Annotated in this window: 17 protein-coding genes; 9 read left to right on the top strand and 8 right to left on the bottom strand. The window is 39.1% G+C overall.

What is annotated here, in order from left to right:
- Positions 1–17: 17 nt before the first annotated feature.
- The gene (locus OCU78_RS17045; RefSeq protein WP_137374357.1) at positions 18–272 is read right to left on the bottom strand and encodes a YgjV family protein; all 255 of its coding nucleotides are present in this window, start codon (positions 270–272) and stop codon (positions 18–20) included.
- 303 nt (positions 273–575) lie between these two features.
- On the opposite strand from OCU78_RS17045, the gene OCU78_RS17050 reads away from it, so the two are divergent.
- Positions 576–1,178 carry a DUF4136 domain-containing protein gene (locus tag OCU78_RS17050; protein WP_137374379.1) on the top strand — a complete coding sequence of 201 codons (603 nt, stop codon included), beginning with the start codon at positions 576–578 and terminating at the stop codon, positions 1,176–1,178.
- Positions 1,179–1,307: 129 nt separating this feature from the next.
- Here the strand turns inward: OCU78_RS17050 and OCU78_RS17055 are convergent, their stop codons facing one another.
- Positions 1,308–2,312, bottom strand: a complete 1,005-nt coding sequence (locus OCU78_RS17055) for an AraC family transcriptional regulator (RefSeq protein WP_167494058.1) — start codon at positions 2,310–2,312, stop codon at positions 1,308–1,310.
- Between the two features lie 113 nt (positions 2,313–2,425).
- Between OCU78_RS17055 and OCU78_RS17060 the strand changes: the two genes are divergently transcribed.
- The 5 genes from OCU78_RS17060 (at position 2,426) to OCU78_RS17080 (ending at position 8,765) form a co-directional block, all read left to right on the top strand.
- The gene (locus OCU78_RS17060) at positions 2,426–4,426 is read left to right on the top strand and encodes a TonB-dependent siderophore receptor (RefSeq protein WP_137374355.1); all 2,001 of its coding nucleotides are present in this window, start codon (positions 2,426–2,428) and stop codon (positions 4,424–4,426) included.
- Between the two features lie 9 nt (positions 4,427–4,435).
- Entirely contained in the window at positions 4,436–4,744 is a 309-nt protein-coding gene (locus tag OCU78_RS17065) for a DUF2218 domain-containing protein (protein WP_137374354.1), read from the top strand.
- Between the two features lie 261 nt (positions 4,745–5,005).
- Complete coding sequence (locus tag OCU78_RS17070) at positions 5,006–7,003, top strand: methyl-accepting chemotaxis protein (protein WP_137374353.1); 1,998 nt, start codon at positions 5,006–5,008, stop codon at positions 7,001–7,003.
- Between the two features lie 221 nt (positions 7,004–7,224).
- Positions 7,225–8,391: a serine hydrolase gene (locus OCU78_RS17075; protein WP_137374352.1), complete on the top strand. Its 1,167-nt coding sequence runs from the start codon at positions 7,225–7,227 to the stop codon at positions 8,389–8,391.
- 128 nt (positions 8,392–8,519) lie between these two features.
- Positions 8,520–8,765 (top strand): hypothetical protein, encoded by a 246-nt coding sequence (locus OCU78_RS17080; RefSeq protein ID WP_137374351.1) that lies wholly within the window; start codon positions 8,520–8,522, stop codon positions 8,763–8,765.
- A 105-nt stretch (positions 8,766–8,870) separates the two neighbouring features.
- Here the strand turns inward: OCU78_RS17080 and OCU78_RS17085 are convergent, their stop codons facing one another.
- Positions 8,871–10,898, bottom strand: coding sequence for a PhoX family protein (locus OCU78_RS17085; protein WP_137374350.1), 2,028 nt, complete (start codon positions 10,896–10,898; stop codon positions 8,871–8,873).
- A 211-nt stretch (positions 10,899–11,109) separates the two neighbouring features.
- On the opposite strand from OCU78_RS17085, the gene OCU78_RS17090 reads away from it, so the two are divergent.
- Positions 11,110–11,448 (top strand): YggL 50S ribosome-binding family protein, encoded by a 339-nt coding sequence (locus OCU78_RS17090; RefSeq protein ID WP_137374349.1) that lies wholly within the window; start codon positions 11,110–11,112, stop codon positions 11,446–11,448.
- A 134-nt stretch (positions 11,449–11,582) separates the two neighbouring features.
- On the opposite strand, the gene OCU78_RS17095 is transcribed toward OCU78_RS17090, so the two are convergent.
- Both OCU78_RS17095 and OCU78_RS17100 read right to left on the bottom strand, forming a co-directional pair.
- Positions 11,583–12,032 carry an exoribonuclease R gene (locus tag OCU78_RS17095; RefSeq protein ID WP_137374348.1) on the bottom strand — a complete coding sequence of 150 codons (450 nt, stop codon included), beginning with the start codon at positions 12,030–12,032 and terminating at the stop codon, positions 11,583–11,585.
- 140 nt (positions 12,033–12,172) lie between these two features.
- Positions 12,173–13,123 (bottom strand): DMT family transporter, encoded by a 951-nt coding sequence (locus tag OCU78_RS17100; protein ID WP_137374347.1) that lies wholly within the window; start codon positions 13,121–13,123, stop codon positions 12,173–12,175.
- Positions 13,124–13,286: 163 nt separating this feature from the next.
- Here OCU78_RS17100 and OCU78_RS17105 point away from each other — a divergent pair, with 163 nt between their 5' ends.
- The gene (locus OCU78_RS17105) at positions 13,287–13,745 is read left to right on the top strand and encodes an Lrp/AsnC family transcriptional regulator (protein ID WP_137374346.1); all 459 of its coding nucleotides are present in this window, start codon (positions 13,287–13,289) and stop codon (positions 13,743–13,745) included.
- A 92-nt stretch (positions 13,746–13,837) separates the two neighbouring features.
- Here OCU78_RS17105 and OCU78_RS17110 read toward each other — a convergent pair whose 3' ends face one another.
- On the bottom strand, positions 13,838–14,080 hold the full coding sequence (locus OCU78_RS17110; protein WP_137374345.1) for a hypothetical protein: 243 nt from the start codon (positions 14,078–14,080) through the stop codon (positions 13,838–13,840).
- Between the two features lie 203 nt (positions 14,081–14,283).
- Positions 14,284–14,868: a hypothetical protein gene (locus OCU78_RS17115; protein WP_137374344.1), complete on the bottom strand. Its 585-nt coding sequence runs from the start codon at positions 14,866–14,868 to the stop codon at positions 14,284–14,286.
- 107 nt (positions 14,869–14,975) lie between these two features.
- Here OCU78_RS17115 and OCU78_RS17120 point away from each other — a divergent pair, with 107 nt between their 5' ends.
- Entirely contained in the window at positions 14,976–15,647 is a 672-nt protein-coding gene (locus tag OCU78_RS17120; RefSeq protein ID WP_137374343.1) for an SH3 domain-containing protein, read from the top strand.
- A gap of 127 nt (positions 15,648–15,774) precedes the next feature.
- On the opposite strand, the gene OCU78_RS17125 is transcribed toward OCU78_RS17120, so the two are convergent.
- On the bottom strand, positions 15,775–17,106 hold the full coding sequence (locus OCU78_RS17125; RefSeq protein WP_137374342.1) for a PKD domain-containing protein: 1,332 nt from the start codon (positions 17,104–17,106) through the stop codon (positions 15,775–15,777).
- Positions 17,107–17,131: the final 25 nt, after the last annotated feature.

Genomic DNA, 17,131 nt, shown 5'->3' on the forward strand with positions numbered 1-17,131 from the left:
TAATATGCGATGAATGATTAAGCTTTCGCTTCTTTCATTGATTCAGCTTTTTTTTCTTTTTGCATTTTGGTTAGGAAGTAAACATTAACGCAAGCAATGAATGCATTCGTTACTACAACCGGCCATGCTTCAATCATAAGCCCGTATGCTGTGAACAGTGCACAACCAACAAAGTTAAGAACACGTAAGCGTACGATGTCTTTCATTGTTAGCGAGATAGCTACCATAATTGAAGCTGCGTAACCTAAAATTTCAACCATATTGAATTCCATTATTTGATCCTCTAATTTTGCCGATTGTCTGTCGGTACCAATCCTTCTCATCATGAGATTATTGAGGTAGCTCCGTGCCTCGAATGGTATGGTTATGTTTAATTGATAAGAACTATAACAAGGCTAAATGTGTGATGAAACCCCCAAAACGGGCATAAGTGAAGGTTAGCGATTACGCAAACGTTTAATAAGTTTTCACTGTTAATAATTACCGGATATGTTGGTAAACAGAATTCATATATATCAGAGAAAAAGCAAGGATCGCTTATGTTTAGTGAAGGCGTTAAACCGTTAAAAAGAAGTATGTTGAAAAGTAATATATGTAAATTGAAACTATTAAAACTTGGAATATACAAGAGTCTTATTTTAGGTGGTTTATCATTAAGCTTATTAGCTTGTACTACAATAGAAAAACCAAGAGTGAATGATTATGGCGTGGTGACGAGTGGGGATTTCACTTTCATGGAAAAAGGTATCAAAACCTATTCATGGCACTCAACGTCAAATAAAGCTTACCTTTCTAGTAAATACAACCAAACTCAAGTCACAGACTTGGTTCGTCAATCGATTCAGAAAGAACTATCAGCGCATGGCTTTCAATTAAAAGAAAATAATGTGGTAGGTGATATGGTTGTCGGTTTTGGCCTAACGGAAGAATCGATTCTGAGTGATGAGCAAATATTTGAAGCAATAAAATTATCTACGGGCGTTCCATTTTATGATGGGGATGGCAAGCTTGCAGAAAAAGGTTCTATGTATATCTTTATCATGGTTCCTAATAATGCAGTCCCTCAATGGCAGGCGTTTGCTCAAGCTGCGCTAAAAAATGGCAACGAAATCGGCGAGACAAAAAACCGATTGGATCATTTCATTAATAAGCTGTTTAAAAACTTGCCACATATTTAAGTCACTGTTCATATTTAAATCATAGCTATTCTCTCAGTCACTATTTTCCTCTTAGCGATTATTCCCTTTAAGTTAGCATTTATAGAAGTTAGAGATTCTAAACATCACAGCGCATAAATTTAAAGCCCGCTAAACTAGGGCTTTATTACTTATAGCTATGTGTTGTTCGTATAACTCTTTAGGTGAAACTCCAAACAACTTTTTAAATGCATTTGTGAAGTTAGAAGGGTGATGGTAACCCGCTTCATAAGCGGCTTCCGTTATTGTCATTGTCCCTCTTTCAATATGTACTTTTGCAATTTCTAACCTTCGTTGACGAATATAGCTGGATACGGTGACTCCAAGATCTTGTTTAAATTTACGTTGTAAGTTTGAAACGCTCATTGCCATTTTGTCGGCTAAAAAATCTAAGCTAATATCTTCATCTAAGTGTGACTCTATATAGTGTATTGAAGCACTTATTTTATCATTAAGAGGCTGCTTTTCTGACTCAGAGTTACCTAGCTTCTCTGGCGATAGTTGTTTCAAAACATCAAAGATGAGCTGTTGAGCCAAAGTCTCTTTCTGAAGTGATGAGATGAAGTCATTGCTGTTTGGAAGACCTAAAATCTTTTCTACCAGAGTAATAATTTCAGGTGTCACATTCAGTAACTGATGTGACTGATCGATGTTAGAGAATGAATGCAATGTACAATTCAGTGCTGTATGTTGCTTTATCCAAATAGGTGAAATCATGATATGGAGCTTTGATAACTGATTACCACGTGTGATTGTTTTACGAAAACATGCTGGGGTAGATAAATTAACAATTGCACCTTTAGGTGATTCATCAGAATTTAAATCTAACTTCAGGTTGTCATAGGAAACGCTCAATGACCCGCTTAGCAATATGGTGATAATCATTGATGCTTGAGCCGTTGCAACGACCTCCGAATCTACAAGTTCTAAACAATTTCCACCATGCATTGAAAACCGATTTTCACTGTTATATATAACAAATTTGCCTTCCACTAATGGGGATTGTTTTTTATTACTCTCACCAACAATCAATTGTTTCTCGGTTTCTTCAACTCGTTTTATTAAAGCAACACGACTAATTTCTTTCCGCTGTTTGTTTTGATGAGCGGCCGGCATACGCATTTTCCTCATTATGTTTATGCGATTTTGCATAATATATTCAACTATTAATTGAACTTGAGTGAATTTACCATAAATGCAATTTATTATCATTTGCATTAAGGCTATTCATGGAAACGAACAACTTTGCTCTGAAGAAAAAAGCACTACTGAGTATGGCAATTGCTGCTGTATGTAATAGTGCAGCACATGCTGAATCAACTGAGTTTGAGGAAGTAGTGGTTTGGGGCACTAAGGTATCAAGCAGCTCAGAGTCAGTATATGCAGAAGATATGGCGTTAAAGCAAGCTGATCATATGTCGGATTTATTAAGAGACATTCCAGGGGTTGATGTTGGAGGTACGCACTCCGTGAACCAACGTATCAACATCCGAGGGATGGGAGAAACAAAGCTAGATATTCGTTTAGATGGTGCTTCGCAACATGCCAACATGTTCCACCATATCGGCAATTTAACGCTTAACCCAGACATTATTAAGTCTGCAGATATTCAAGTTGGTAATAACTCAGTTGCTCAATCTGGTTTAGGGGGCGGTGTTTATTTTGAAACAAAAGATGCTATGGATCTACTGAGATATGATGAAGACTTCGGTGTAAGAATCTACGGTGGTGCGGCATCAAATAAGAGTGAGCAGGCATCAATAACACTTTATGGCATGTTATCAGATAAGGTTGATGCGCTTGTTTATGGGCATGGGGTTTCAAGAGGAAACTTTGAAGATGGAAATGGTGTTGAAACCTTTGGCGCTGAAGGGGACGTATATAATGTCTTAGCCAAAGTAGGCTTCGAACCAAATGATCTCCATCGTTTCGAAATCAGTGCGGACATGTATCGGGATGAAGGCGATTACAGCCCACGACCTGATATGTCTGGGTCTGCGAATGAAACCATCAGTCAAGATCTTCTACTTCCAACTGAATATGACAGAAATACATTCGTACTTTCTTATGAATTAACAGGGGAAGCGCATAAAGGTAAAGTGAGTGTCTATTCAAGCCAAACAGAGGTCACACGTGATGAATCAAAAATCACCGTTCGCTGGCCAACTGATCGCTTATCCGAAAACTCAGCAACTAACCGAAATCTAGGGGCTAATGCTAAATTTGAGTCAGACTTGGCTTTAGGTAGCTTCGATAACACTTTATTGTATGGCATAGACTACATTGACCAGAATTCAACCAGTGAGTATGGCGGCAATAAATTCATGGATGAAACCGCTATTTCACGAGCTATTTTCCTTGAAGATACGTTATATATTACACCATCAATACTTGTTACCGCGGGTGTGCGTTTTGAAGATTATGAGCGTAAAGCAACAACGGGGAGTAAGACATTTGATGATATTACATGGTCATTAGGTTCTGAATGGGAAGCAACTGACAACGTAACCTTATTCGCGAATACTCGTTCATTATTCAAAGGACCTGAATTATTAGAAACGTTCATCGCGTATCAAGATGTAGCGGTGCTAGCTGACGATATTAAAGCCGAAACAGGTCAAAATACTCAAGGTGGTGTTCGTTTTGATAAGCAAGTTGGTGACCATTATATTGGTGCTAACCTGACGATTTTCAAAACAACGATTGAAGATTATATTACTGAAGAGTACCAACGCGCGACGCAGGGCTACTTAATTTATAACCTTGGCGATATGGAAACGAAAGGGGCAGAGGTCAGTGCGACTTATGGTTACAAGCTGTTCCATTCAAAACTGTCTTACTCACAGCTAGAAAATAAAGATAAAACAAATGGCGGTCCAATTTTAGACGGTAATGGTCGAAGTGCAGATATGGGCGATAGCTTTGCCTTAACACTGGATTACCAATCGGACTCACTAGACACACAGTTTGGCTGGACTTCAATCCTAGTGCTTGACGAAGATAATGTAGTTGAAGGAACACCTGAAAAAGAAGGTTACGATGTTCATAACCTTTATGCACAATGGCGACCATCAAGTGTTGAAGATCTCGCGGTTACTTTCGGCATAGATAATGTGTTTGATGAGCTTTATATTTCGCATGCTTCACGAACTGGCTACTCAAGAACCACGTTAGCTGAAGATTACGAACCAGGTCGTAACTACAAGTTATCATTGGCATATCAATTTTAGGTGGTATACATGGATTTGAAATTAGACGCACTAAAATACCAAGCTCATGTTGTTATTCATTCTCCGCACGCCGGGAAATACTTAAGCACATTATGTCGTCACTTTGGTCGAAAAGTGAAATCTACATGGGATGAGGAAAGGGGAGTTGTAGAGTTTCCTATTGGTGTTTCAAAATTTGAATATGATGATAAAAAATCTGAACTAATAATTACATGCTACTCGGGTGATAAAACTCAGTTAGATAGACAGCAATTAATTATTGAAAGCCATGTTCATCAATTTTCAAGAAGAGAAACGCTTATTCTTGATTGGGAGTGAGCTATAAAAGAAACTAAAAAAGAGCGACGATAGTTGCTCTTTTTTATTTATCTGTAACTTATTGATAACATGTGTGGGGCGGGGAATGTTAGAGCGTTGGCAATGAGCTCTGTCTTAAAAGTCTTTTAGTTATTAGTTTTTTACTCTTATTTACAAATTACTCTATTATTAGTAAGAGTATTATCACATTGGATATTCGAGGTGGTTCACATTTTGTTAACTTGTGATATCTTGTCTGAAATTTGTAAAAGGAGCTCAGGGATGAAGCTTTCGATATCCAGTAAGTTGCAATTAAGCTTTTTGTTTCTTGTTGTACTATTTATCGTATCTGCCAGTTTTACTTACCGAAGTGTCGGTGTAGTGGAACGGCATACCCACTCATTGTTAAATACTGATTTACCAACGGTTAATACAAGTCGTGCTATTGGACAGTCAATTCAAGCAAGTTTGTCTACTGTACGTGCTTATATGTTACTTGGCAGTGATGCAACAGTTGGTGAGCAGCAATTACAACAACTTTCGAGTATCACGCAAGACGTTGAAAATACGCTTGCTACTTTGGAAACGAAACTGCCAGTCGAGCGTTTTGAATTAGTTTCTGAACAATGGAATAACTTTAAGCTTTCATTGGATGAATTAAGTTCACTTTCTCATGGTGATGAAAACTTACCCGCTCATAATTTATTCAGTAATGAAGCTGCACCAATTGCCGAAGTGGCACTTGATCAGTTACAAGGGCTGATCAATGACGAAGCTTCGAACCCATTTGGAGCAGATCGTAAGCGACTCTTCAAGCTGTATGCTGATAGTTATTCATCACTTGCAAATGCGTTATCTGCGATGCGTGATTTTCTTATTTATGGGAATAATGATTACTTATCTAAGTATGATGATTTCGTAGCTACACATGAAAAGTCGGTTAAAGAAATCAATTCCATGTTAGAGATTATGACTCGTAGTGATAAGAGTTTATGGAATCTGTTTAATGAAATGCAACAGCTGTACTTCCCACTTGCGAAGGAAGTTATTCGGCTGAGACAATCTCCAGAATGGAATAAAGCGAATGCATACATGGCGCAGGTGGTTGTGCCAAACGCTCGCTTACTTGAAGATAATTTAGACCAAATCGTTAATGATCAACAAAATGCTGCGGATCAAAATGGACAAGGGATCCGTCAAGATTTAGAGCGAGTCAATCTAATGCTCTTGGCTGCAGTATTGGTGGTATCGATTATTGGCTTTATCATTGCTCGCTATTTAGGACGCAGTATTGGGCTACGTGTATCGAGTGTTGCGAAACGAGCTGGTCTCATCGCACAAGGTGATGTCTCTCAACCAAGCTTAGTGGTTGCTGGTCAAGATGAGTTGGCACAATTGACTGTGTCGATTAACCAAATGAATGATTCATTACGTGAGATTGTTCTTGGAGTGACGACAAAAGCAAATGAAGTGGATTCAAGTATGACTTCGCTTTTACAGTGTAACCAAGAGACGCTCTCACAAGTAGAAAACCAAAAAATCAACATTTCGCAAATGAGCCATGAAGTGACCGAGGTTGCGCAATCTGCAAGTAATACCGCGCAATTGGCAGATGAATCCGTTGCGGCTTTGTCAGCATCACAGAAAGAACTTTCCGCAGGCTCTGATGCTTTAGATAGTAACCGACAAGTGGCGGTAGAACTTGATGAAACAATAGGCAAAGCGAACCAATTGGTTTTGGCTCTCAGTAAAGAAAGTGAAGCCATTGGTCGAGTGACGGAAGTCATTGAAGGATTGGCGGAACAAACAAATTTACTTGCTCTTAATGCGGCTATTGAGGCTGCTCGTGCAGGTGAATATGGACGAGGCTTTGCGGTAGTAGCGGATGAAGTGAGAATGCTTGCAACTCGTACAACAGAATCGACCACCGAAATTAATTCTATTGTAAATGCAATCCAGTCTTCAACAACATCAGTCGTGAAAGAGATTGAACTTAGCCAAGGTTTAGCTAAGCAAGGCGCGAACCACACCGAAGAGGCGGTAACTAAACTCTTAGATACCACTGGCTTGATTACAAAACTTAATGACCAGATGTTAAACCTCTCTACGGCTGCCAATCAACAGTCAGCAGCTACAAACCAAATGACAGAATTGGTCTCTGGCGTTGAGATATCAGTTGATGGGGTATCGACCATTAGCCAGACGTCAGATAGCACAACGAATCAAGTGATAGATAAAGTAACAGAGTTGAACCGAGAGATGGCTAAATTTAAATTGTGATAAGGTGTTCCCGAACTTGGTATTAATTCTATATTTCCATGGAACTTAATAAGTTACGTAAATGTCTTATCGGGTAAATATGGTGCAAATGGGCGCGATCATTTTGGTCGCGCTTTTTATTTTGTAACGAAAGTTAGATTAGCGTAAGAGTTGGTTAAGTTTCCCTTACTAAAACAGACTTTTAGCTATACTGATCCAAATGCCAATTTAGGTTTACCTCTATGAAATCACTGGTTAAATGTTCACTCTTCACAGCAGTATCTTTCGCAAGTGTAAGTCTTGCACATGCCGCTCCTACTATTGTTCCATCTGCTCCAAGTCTTGGAGCAAAAGGTTACGTCCTACTTGATTTCAATTCCGGCAAAGTTTTGGTCGAGAATAATGCTCACAAGAAGTTAAACCCAGCCAGCTTAACCAAGCTAATGACAAGTTATGTCGCTGGGCAAGAAATGAAAAGTGGTCGCATATCGAAAGATGATAAAGTCCAAATAAGTGAAAATGCATGGGCTAAGAAGTTTCCTGATTCATCTAAAATGTTTATCGAGGTGAACACTCATGTCGATATGATGGATCTTTATCGCGGCTTAATTATTCAGTCTGGAAACGACGCTAGTGTAGCGATTGCAGAACATGTTGCCGGTTCTGAAGGTGCGTTTGTTGGCTTGATGAATTCATGGGCTGCCACGCTTAAATTAGAAAATAGCTCATTTGCTAATGCACATGGCTTAGATGCTGAAAATCTATACTCAACTCCTTATGATATTGCTCTATTGGGGCAAGCTATTATCCGAGATTTACCAGAAGTCTATAGCTTGTATAGCGAGCGGTCATTTAGTTACAACGGTATAACCCAATACAATCGAAATGGTTTATTACGAGACAGAAGTTTGAATGTCGATGGCATGAAAACAGGTTATACCTCTGGGGCTGGGTACAGTTTAGCCAGTTCTGCTACACAAGGTGAAATGCGCTTGATAGCAGTGGTGATGGGGGCTTCTAGTGCAAAGAGTAGGGAATCGGACAGTAAGCAGCTATTGAGCTACGGTTTCAGGTTTTTTGAAACTGTCCAACCTCATTCTAAGAACGAAGTTATTGCGCAAGAGCGTGTTTGGTTTGGTGACAGTGACAGTGTAGAACTGGGCGTAGAAGACGATACATTTTTAACGATCCCAAGAACGGATAGTAAGAACCTTTCGGCTTCGGTGGAGTTAACATCAGAACTCAAAGCGCCTATTGCCATCGGTGATGTGCTTGGGTACGTGCATTATAGTATTGATGGGGAAGATATTGATAGTAAACCACTTGTCGCTTTAGAAGCCGTTGAAGAAGGTAGCTTTTTCAAACGAATACTTGATCACATCAAACTGTTCTTTAGTAATTTGTTCTAGCAGATAGCAGATAGCAGATAGCAGATAGCAGAATGCTCGATGGGTCGTATTTTACAAATAGACTCTAAATAGGAATGTTAGCCTATGGTATTTTTAACCTAATTCGTTGTTTTTATTAGGAGAGCGCTATGTTGGATGAAATGGCGATTTCGAATTACCTTGGTTTGTTCCTGATTTTATTGCTGAGTTACCCATTTGCATTAGTGGTATTGCAGATTGCTATTTTTGAAGTAAGAAAAAGAGAGCGTGTCACCTTTTGGTTTAATCTTACGTGCTTAGCTATCGCGTTATTTTTAATATGGATGCATATGCAAACTGAGGTGATATATGGAAAGTCACTTTTAGATGCCTGGTATGCTGAAAATCCTGAGTAAGTCCAAGCCTAATTAGATATATGGTTGATTAATAAAATGGGCATAGTCAATGACTATGCCCATTTTAGTATTGGTAGTCGATTTTTTGCTAGTTTGCCATACTTGTTAAACGGCTATTTCACCGCCATCTTTTTTACGAATGACCACTGTCGCAGCTCTTGGTCGAACTTTTCCAGTCGTTATTAAAGTAGCATCTTGGCTAGATGGCCAGTTAGCTGGATGCTGTATATTGATAAACATAGACTTCAAATCAGGGCTCATTGTGAAACCTGTAACTTCACAGCCATTTGGTCCGACAAAGAATCGTTTAAGTTGAGTTTGGTTAGATGCATTAATGACTTCACTGTTACCATTTTCATCAACCAAAGTAGAAGGAACGACGGCAAGCATTTGATCATTGGTATAATTGGTTATTTCAGATGCGCCATTGTCGGTTTGAATCCATAAAATCCCACGAGGATCAAAGGCTAATCCATCTGGACTTGCTAACTGGTTTAAGTCTGTTAATCCAGAGCGGTTGGTAGCTGCGCTTGCATTCTCGGGAGCACCGAATAAGAAAATATCCCATTCAAATTGGGTTGGTACAGCCCCTTCATCCCAGCGAATGACGTGACCAAATTTGTTATCAATTCGTGGGTTCGCTGAATTACCTTCTTTACGTTTATTGTTGTTCGTTAGAGTTAAGTAAGCTGTGCCAGTGATTGGGTCAACAGCGCACCATTCGGGTCTATCCATTGGAGTTGCACCCAGTAAATCAGCGGCTCCAGCGGTATTGATAATGATTTCTTCAAGTGTTTTAAAAGTACTGCCAAGAGTAAAACCGTCAATAGTGCGGCTATCCAGCGTCAGTGGTAGCCACTCCCCTGAATTATCATCGTTGAATTTAGCGACATACAGTGTCCCTTTGTCCATGTATTTGTCGCCAGTTGTGAGACGGTTTGCAGGGTTTGAATCTGCAGGGTTCCATTTTTCTTCAGAGACAAATTTGTAGAGATATTCAAACCTTGAATCATGACCAGAGTAAAATACAACAGGTTGCCCTTCAGTTAATTTGCCAAACGTACAACCTTCATGACGAAAACGACCTAGCGCGGTACGTTTTTTAGCTCTTGAATGAGCTGTGTAAGGGTCAATTTCAACGATGTAACCATGACCATTAGCTTCATTTCGGTAATCATCTAAATGAGAGTTAGCTGTAGGGGTAGTATTAAAACGAGTGAATTCATCAAGTCTTTCCTGGGCATCACCGGCTAATGTGTCCCATCCATAACGCGTTTTATCTGAAGCGATACCAATACGTTCTTCCGCATCGTTTTGCTTTCCGCTATTAATAAAATACCCAGGCCAATTTTCTTCACAAGTAAGGTAAGTTCCCCATGGCGTGTAACCATTACCACAGTTATTTAAAGTACCTCTAGCTTGGCTTCCATCGGTCGAAAATTTAGTTGATACAAGAGGTGTATGGGCTATTGGACCTGAAAGGTCCATTACTGTTGCCCCAGTATATCGTCTGTTTAGAGGATCATTATCGACCAGAATCCAAGTGTTATTTTCTAGCTTAACGCGGACAACACTCACACCATGGGCATTAATTTCTTTGCGAACCTCATCAACACTTGTTCGTTGTCCTTCATCAAAAGTCGGTCCATTTGGATGAAGGGCTTTTTGGTCAATATATTCATGGTTGATAACGAGCAAACCATCATTCCCATCAGTAGATAAAGGAAAGAAGTGCATACCATCGTGGTGCATACCTAAAGAATTTTCTTGATCGAAAGCACTGTTTGAACCGTCTTGCTTCCACGGTTGTGGATTGGAATTTAAAGGCGTTCCCCAAGGAACTAAGACTTGTGCAGTGTAACCATTAGGTACAACAACTGCATCAGTGAGTGAACCTGAGACAGAATCAAAATTTAAAATTGCAGAACTGCGAGAAGGTTGGCTAGCAAGAGGTGCACTTACATTTGATGCGCTGCAACCCGTTAGACCAAAAGCCCCAAAAGCGGTCATTGCACTTAGTCCTAAACCGCCTTTTAAAATCTTACGGCGAGATAATTGGGCTTCAAGTACGTCTTCAAATGGTTTGTTAGCACTCTTATTAAATCGTGTTCTATCAAATGTTTCCTTGCTCATCTCATGACTTCCTAAATATTATTTATTTTAATAGTTGACTGTGACTTTGGGCGATGTTGAAGGAGAAAAGTGACAATTCATAGAAGGTTTGATTAAGGTTTTGTTTCTAAATATTAATTTACGGTAAGGTTAACGCCTAACTGCACGAAAAACTTTGAATTGGCAAAGAAATGTGTATAAATGCGCAGTTCAACCTAGAAGAGATATAGACATGAAAATAGAAAAAATTGAAAACAAAAATCGTCGTTTACGTAAAAAGCTTTATTTGGGCGAGTTTGCTATTTTAGGTTTTGAAATCAGCTGCACGACATCGATTAAGGACTTTGATCAGTATGATATTTTTATCGATGAATTTATTGATTATATCGATAGTATTGATCTTTGCTTTGGTGGCGGTGGTCTAGAATTATTTGAAGGCTTTTTATGTTCAACAGAGCGCTACCGCAGCGTAACTGAAGAAGAACAAGTTCTTGTTGCACAGTGGTTAGAAGCCCGTTCTGAAGTGAGCAAAGTAGAAGTTAGTGAATTACTGGATGCCAATTACGCTTAATGCTTAGTGTAAAACCGCATTAGAAAAAAGCAGCCATTATGGCTGCTTTTTTCGTAATAAAGCCTTTATACACACTGCCATGTAGTCTAGTGCTATTTTAAATCATTAATTAAGCTACTGGTCCTAAAGATTTTTTATGTGTTATCTTCATTTACTTTCGCGTAGAAATGCAGTAATTCGGTTAATTCTTTAACCCAACCGAAAGCATCGGTCGGCGAATTTTTTAAAATGTCTTCTACTTTTTTACAGTGCACTTCAATTTTAATCGCTTCTTCTAAATTGAACGAAATCGAGTAAAAATGCCAAAGTAACAGGCGAGTCATGCGCTCAATATTTTGTTGAGAGTTATCGGACTCGGAAAAAGCCAAATTAACTTCACCCAGTGCAATTGCTGTCATTCGTAACATGGCATCGAATTTAGCTGACTGCATACGCTCATCACTTGTGACTTCTTCTTGCTCGAATGTAAAAAGCTCTGTCATTGCTTCTTCTGGAACAAGACGGTGAATCATTCTTAAACTGAATTCTTCTAAATCTTGTCTTGGCATGGTGATTAAGCAATCTAAAGTGTAATCGCGTTGCATAGCATTCTCATAACATCAAAAAAGGCTCGCCAGTGTAATGGAGAACCTTATAGAGACAAAGAAAATATTGTGACAAAGGAAATTTTCAGACCTTAACTGGGTTACCTCAGGCTGAGGCAACATTGGCAATTCTCCGTATTTTAAGTCTTTGCTTTGTGCGCTGGTGGCTGATAAGTAAGCGAATCATCATTTTTCATGAATATATTGCTAGCAATCAAACTACCGATACTAATAAAGCTTAATGCGATCCAAGCTGAGATGGATGGAGTTTCTCCAAAAAGAGGGATTGCAAGTAATGTTGCGATGGCTGGAGTTGCACTACCAAAAGCAGCAGCTCGTTCAGCCCCTAATGTGTTTATTGCATAAAGGTAAGTAAAGGCGGCAATTAAACCGGCCCCAATGCCTTGAACAAATATGTGAATCGATAGTTCCTCAAATGGCCACTCAGATATCTGGGTAGAGTTAAGCTCACTGGGTAATAGACCTAGCATTATTGATGTGACGAGTGTAACGGCAGAAATCAGAGATATTAAACCAGCGCTTACCAAGGCATTCAAATTGGCGACTCTTGCACAAATAGTGAATGTTGCCCACATGAAGCTGCCTAGTAAAAGTAGCAAGTGACCTTTTGTTTGGTCCCATTCTGCGTCAATACTCGATTCGACATGTTGAATATTTGAAAAAAGAAAAATGAAAATTCCGGCTAAAACAGCGGTTAATCCAAACACTCTGTGCTGGCTTAATGGTTGTTTAAATAATATGACGGCTATACCAGAAACAAATAGAGGGAGTGTACCTGGAATTAATGCGCTGCCGTGAGAAACCGGCACATATTGCATTGCACTACCAGCGACCAATAGATATGGCAATCCACAGCCAATAAACATTCCAACCAAATAGTATTTAGGGACGGATAAAATTTGGTGTCTAGCACGCCAAACTAAAGGCAGCAAAAGTAATGCAGGTACACAAAACCGAGTAAGTGCAATATCTGCAGGAGTAAGATTCGAATTTACCCCACCTTTTAAGGATAGAAAAAAGCTTGCCCAAATGAGTAAGGTGACAAGCATTGATAAGTAACCAAGTTTCATGTGACTCAATCATTAATTTATAAATGTTCCTTTTAGTATGGATGAGTTGCTTAGCAATAAATTGGCAAATATCACTTGTATTACCTACATGATTAACTGCTTATGTTAATATTTGGTTATATATTGGTGATTATAGCTAATGGTAGCTATGCGGGGTTTTAATGTGGACAGAATAGATAAACACCTTCTTCGGTTACTACAAAAAGATGGACGCTTGACTAATGCCGAGCTTGCCGAGCTGGTTGGGTTATCGGCGTCACCTTGCGCGAGAAGATTAAAACGGTTAGAAGAGCAAGGCATTATTGATGGTTATCGTGTCAGCTTATCTCGAAAAGAGGTAGGAATAGCGATGACAGTTTTTGTTGAGGTGAGCTTGAATAACCATCAAGAAGTGTCGATAGAAAACTTTGAATTGGCTGTAGTGGATATGGAAGAAGTGATCAGTTGCCACGTTGTATCAGGCGCTTATGATTATTTACTAGAGGTGGTAAGCCCTGACTTAACCGCGTATGAAACCTTCACCCGAAAGCTACAAAGACTAACGAATGTAAAGGATATCCATACGCATTTAGCTATTCGCCAAGTAAAAGGTAATACTGCTCTGCCAATATACCGAACATGATTAAACAAGTTACTGCTATCGAAAAGCAATACAACACATAAAAAAACGGAGTGCATTTTCATGCACTCCGTTTCTATATGTATTAATAACTATTAGTGGTATTTGAACTTGGAGATTAAGCAGTCTCCAGTATTTTGATCAATTCGAAATGAAAATGCATGCGAATGATAATCAACACCGTCATTCCAAATCGTTTCACCAAATATCTTACATAGCTCAAGCTCACTGACTGAGCCAAACTCTTCTACGTGTTTTACAACAGAAACAAGTTTACTTCTAATTTCTGGTGTCCACATTGTATTATTTAAGCGATTGAAAGCCATAGTATTTTGCATATTAACTAGCCAGAATATTTCTTGTTATTAAGTTATATGAATAATGATGATAACAAATTTCAGCATTAAGTAAATGTTTTTTGTGATGCACTTCTCAATTAATTACGATTATTGACTGATATTCAAACAGGTCGTAGCAGTGGAAACTTACAATCTTGTAACTATATGAAATCATTTGTGTTAGCTGAATTTGTTAGACTTAACTACTCTAAATGTGCCGTTTTCAGTTTGTAATTACTTTTTGAATTCTCGATCAATTTCGCTTCATTTAAGTATTGCTGGCTAAGAGAGTGATACTTTTTTTTGAGCTTATTTAGATCTTGAGTTAATGATTGTGACGCATTTATGTAATGTAAAGCGGCTTTATAATTCGACGTTGAACCTTGGTTTTCACAATGAATAGACATTCTTTTCCATGCGAGTATCAAACCGGAAATGGTATCGACTTGTTGTGCTACCAGAGTGGTTTGATGTAACAATGAATTGGAAAGATAATGCGCATTTTCGATTTGCTGGTGTAACTGCCTGTGAAAAAGATCTTTGTGTGGGGCCCATAGCGTCATCAGTTCTTCTTCACTAAATTCTTTAGTTATAAATACTTGGGCATTGTAATACTCAAGCATTTGATTGAACTGATGTGTTTTGGAATTGTACCAGTTCTCTGCCGTGATATGTTTGTGTCGCAAAACGTCCCAGTTCTCATGCTCACAGTGGTCAGCGAAACTTCCTGTGCTCCAGAAAAGTAAAAAAAAGCTAAAAGCATAAGAATAAAAAACTGAAGCTGCCATAAGGTGAAGTGCCTTTTATAAGGATGCTTAATAGAGTATAGGTGAGGGATAAGAAAAGTTGCTGTACACTCAAAGAGTACCGAAAGTCTAATGAGTTAACTTACACTATGAAAAAAATAATGATTGTCGTTTTAATTCTATTGATACTTGGTGGAGCAGGTGCTGGTTATTATTTCTTTTTTATGCAGGAAGAAGCCGTTGAGCAAGAAACAGCTGAAACTGATGAATTAGCCGATGAGCAAGGGCAAATGGAGCCTTTAGAGCCTACCATGGACTTATCTGTTCCGGTTGAACAAACAGATTTCTACGTTATGGAAAGAAAAATCCCGGTAGTAGATAAGCCTAATGACGATGGGCTGATAGAGGGCTTCTTATACAAAGGCGAGTATGTTGAGGTACTTGAAAAGCAAAATGGTTGGGCTCGAATTTCTGATTATATTGTTTTTGAAGAGGGAGGGATGGAAATCGCTCAATGGGTATCTCTAGATGGTCTAGTGACAGAAGAAGTGATTATTTCTGATGAAGAAAAAATCGAAATATTAGATTCATACCTAGTTAAATCTGATGATTTAAAGCTGCATCTAACGAGGTTTCGCACTGCAATTGATACGCTGATGAAAGCTGGTGATTGTAAACCTGGTGATTTTGAGGAGTTGGGTGGCTGGGTCAAATCAGTAACGTATCAAAGTAGCGATGTGTACTTTATTTATTGTGGTGGTTTAAAACAAGATAATAAGATTTATCTCAATGTTCAAACTGGTGAAACTTTTAAGCGCTAACCAGTGTTTTATTTTGATCATGCGAGCGGTAGGTCAGCAGGCCTTGTGAGACTGCTAACGGACTACTTATAAAAAATCCGAGTGTTCTGACACTCGGATTTGAACATTTCAAGTAACTACGTTCTTATTATTCAGCAGTTGATGTATACATATACCCCAGCCCCATATACTGCTCTAAGGTTGTATCAACAATAAAGCCATATGAAATCATAGATAACTGACCTTGTGTTGGTTCTGCCCACATCTTTACGTTAATTTTATCTCCGGCATTCAATACCTGATCGACCTCAATGCCTGTCATTACCGCTTTAACATTACCCATATAGTCAATAGCAGTTGTCTCGTTGATGATGTAATCTTTCCCAACAGCTTCAAGTGTAAAAGTACCTAGCAGGATATGAGCAGGAGCATCGCCCGTGGTAGATATGTTGGAATTGAATTGCTCTGCAAAAGGCCAGGCTCTAGCCGTGGTTTCTTCCGCATACTTAAGAATAAGATTACTTGTTCCGACTTCTGTTGCAGATAGTCGAATGTACTCATCCTTACTGGTAAATTCGCCATCAGAAACGGCAAGGGAAAGTACATAGTCACCGATTAAATCAGGGGTGAAATTAGGTTGTGCATCTGTTGAGTTACTTAGCGTTGCAGTGCTGTTTTCTGGTTGAGAAACCACTTTCCATTCGTAGGTTATTGTGTCATCGTTTCCGTCAGTACTTGCTGTTGCGTCAAGCAGTGCACTTGTACCTAATTCAAATGTTTGCTTGTTTTTTACTCTAGCTTTAGGCGCTACATTTTCAGCAGAATATGAAACCGTCACTTCTTCAGATATTGTTTCGTAGCCATCACTCACTGTTAGCTTTAATTTGTAATCTCCGGCAGTATTGGAAAGGAGATTTGCTGTTGGAGTGGCACTGTTTGTTAATTTCATTGTGGCATTATTTGGCGCTGAAAGTAGTGCCCACTGGTAAGTCAGCACATCACCGTCTACATCATAAGCTTGTGAATGTAGATCAACGGTTTTACCAATAGCTACACTTTCAGGTATATCTAGATCGATCATTGGCTGCACATTAGTGCTCGCATCACTTACATCTATTACATAAGAGACTTTTTCACTGTCTTTGCCACCACTTTTCGTAATCAAATCTAAAGTGTAATTACCTGCCATATCAGGAGTGAAGTATGGTGACACAGCAGTGGTGCTATTTAGTGAAACCATGCTCCCATCCGGTTTATTACTGATTGCCCATTGGTAGCTAATGGATTGTCCATCTAGTCCTTCACTCTTAAGCCCATCAACTCGAACTCGATTGTTAACTTTCGCAACACTTTGCGCCGTGATCACCGCTAAACCAGAAGGTGCTACTGCTGCGGGTGTTGAACTCGAGCTGCCCCCACCACATGCGATTAAAGTTGGAATAGAGAGGGCAAGTAAGGTCCATTTAAAGTTCGAATTCATGTATTTCATCCTAATTGTGCTGAAG

The sequence above is a fragment of the Vibrio gallaecicus genome, assembly GCF_024347495.1.
Lineage (GTDB): Bacteria > Pseudomonadota > Gammaproteobacteria > Enterobacterales > Vibrionaceae > Vibrio > Vibrio gallaecicus.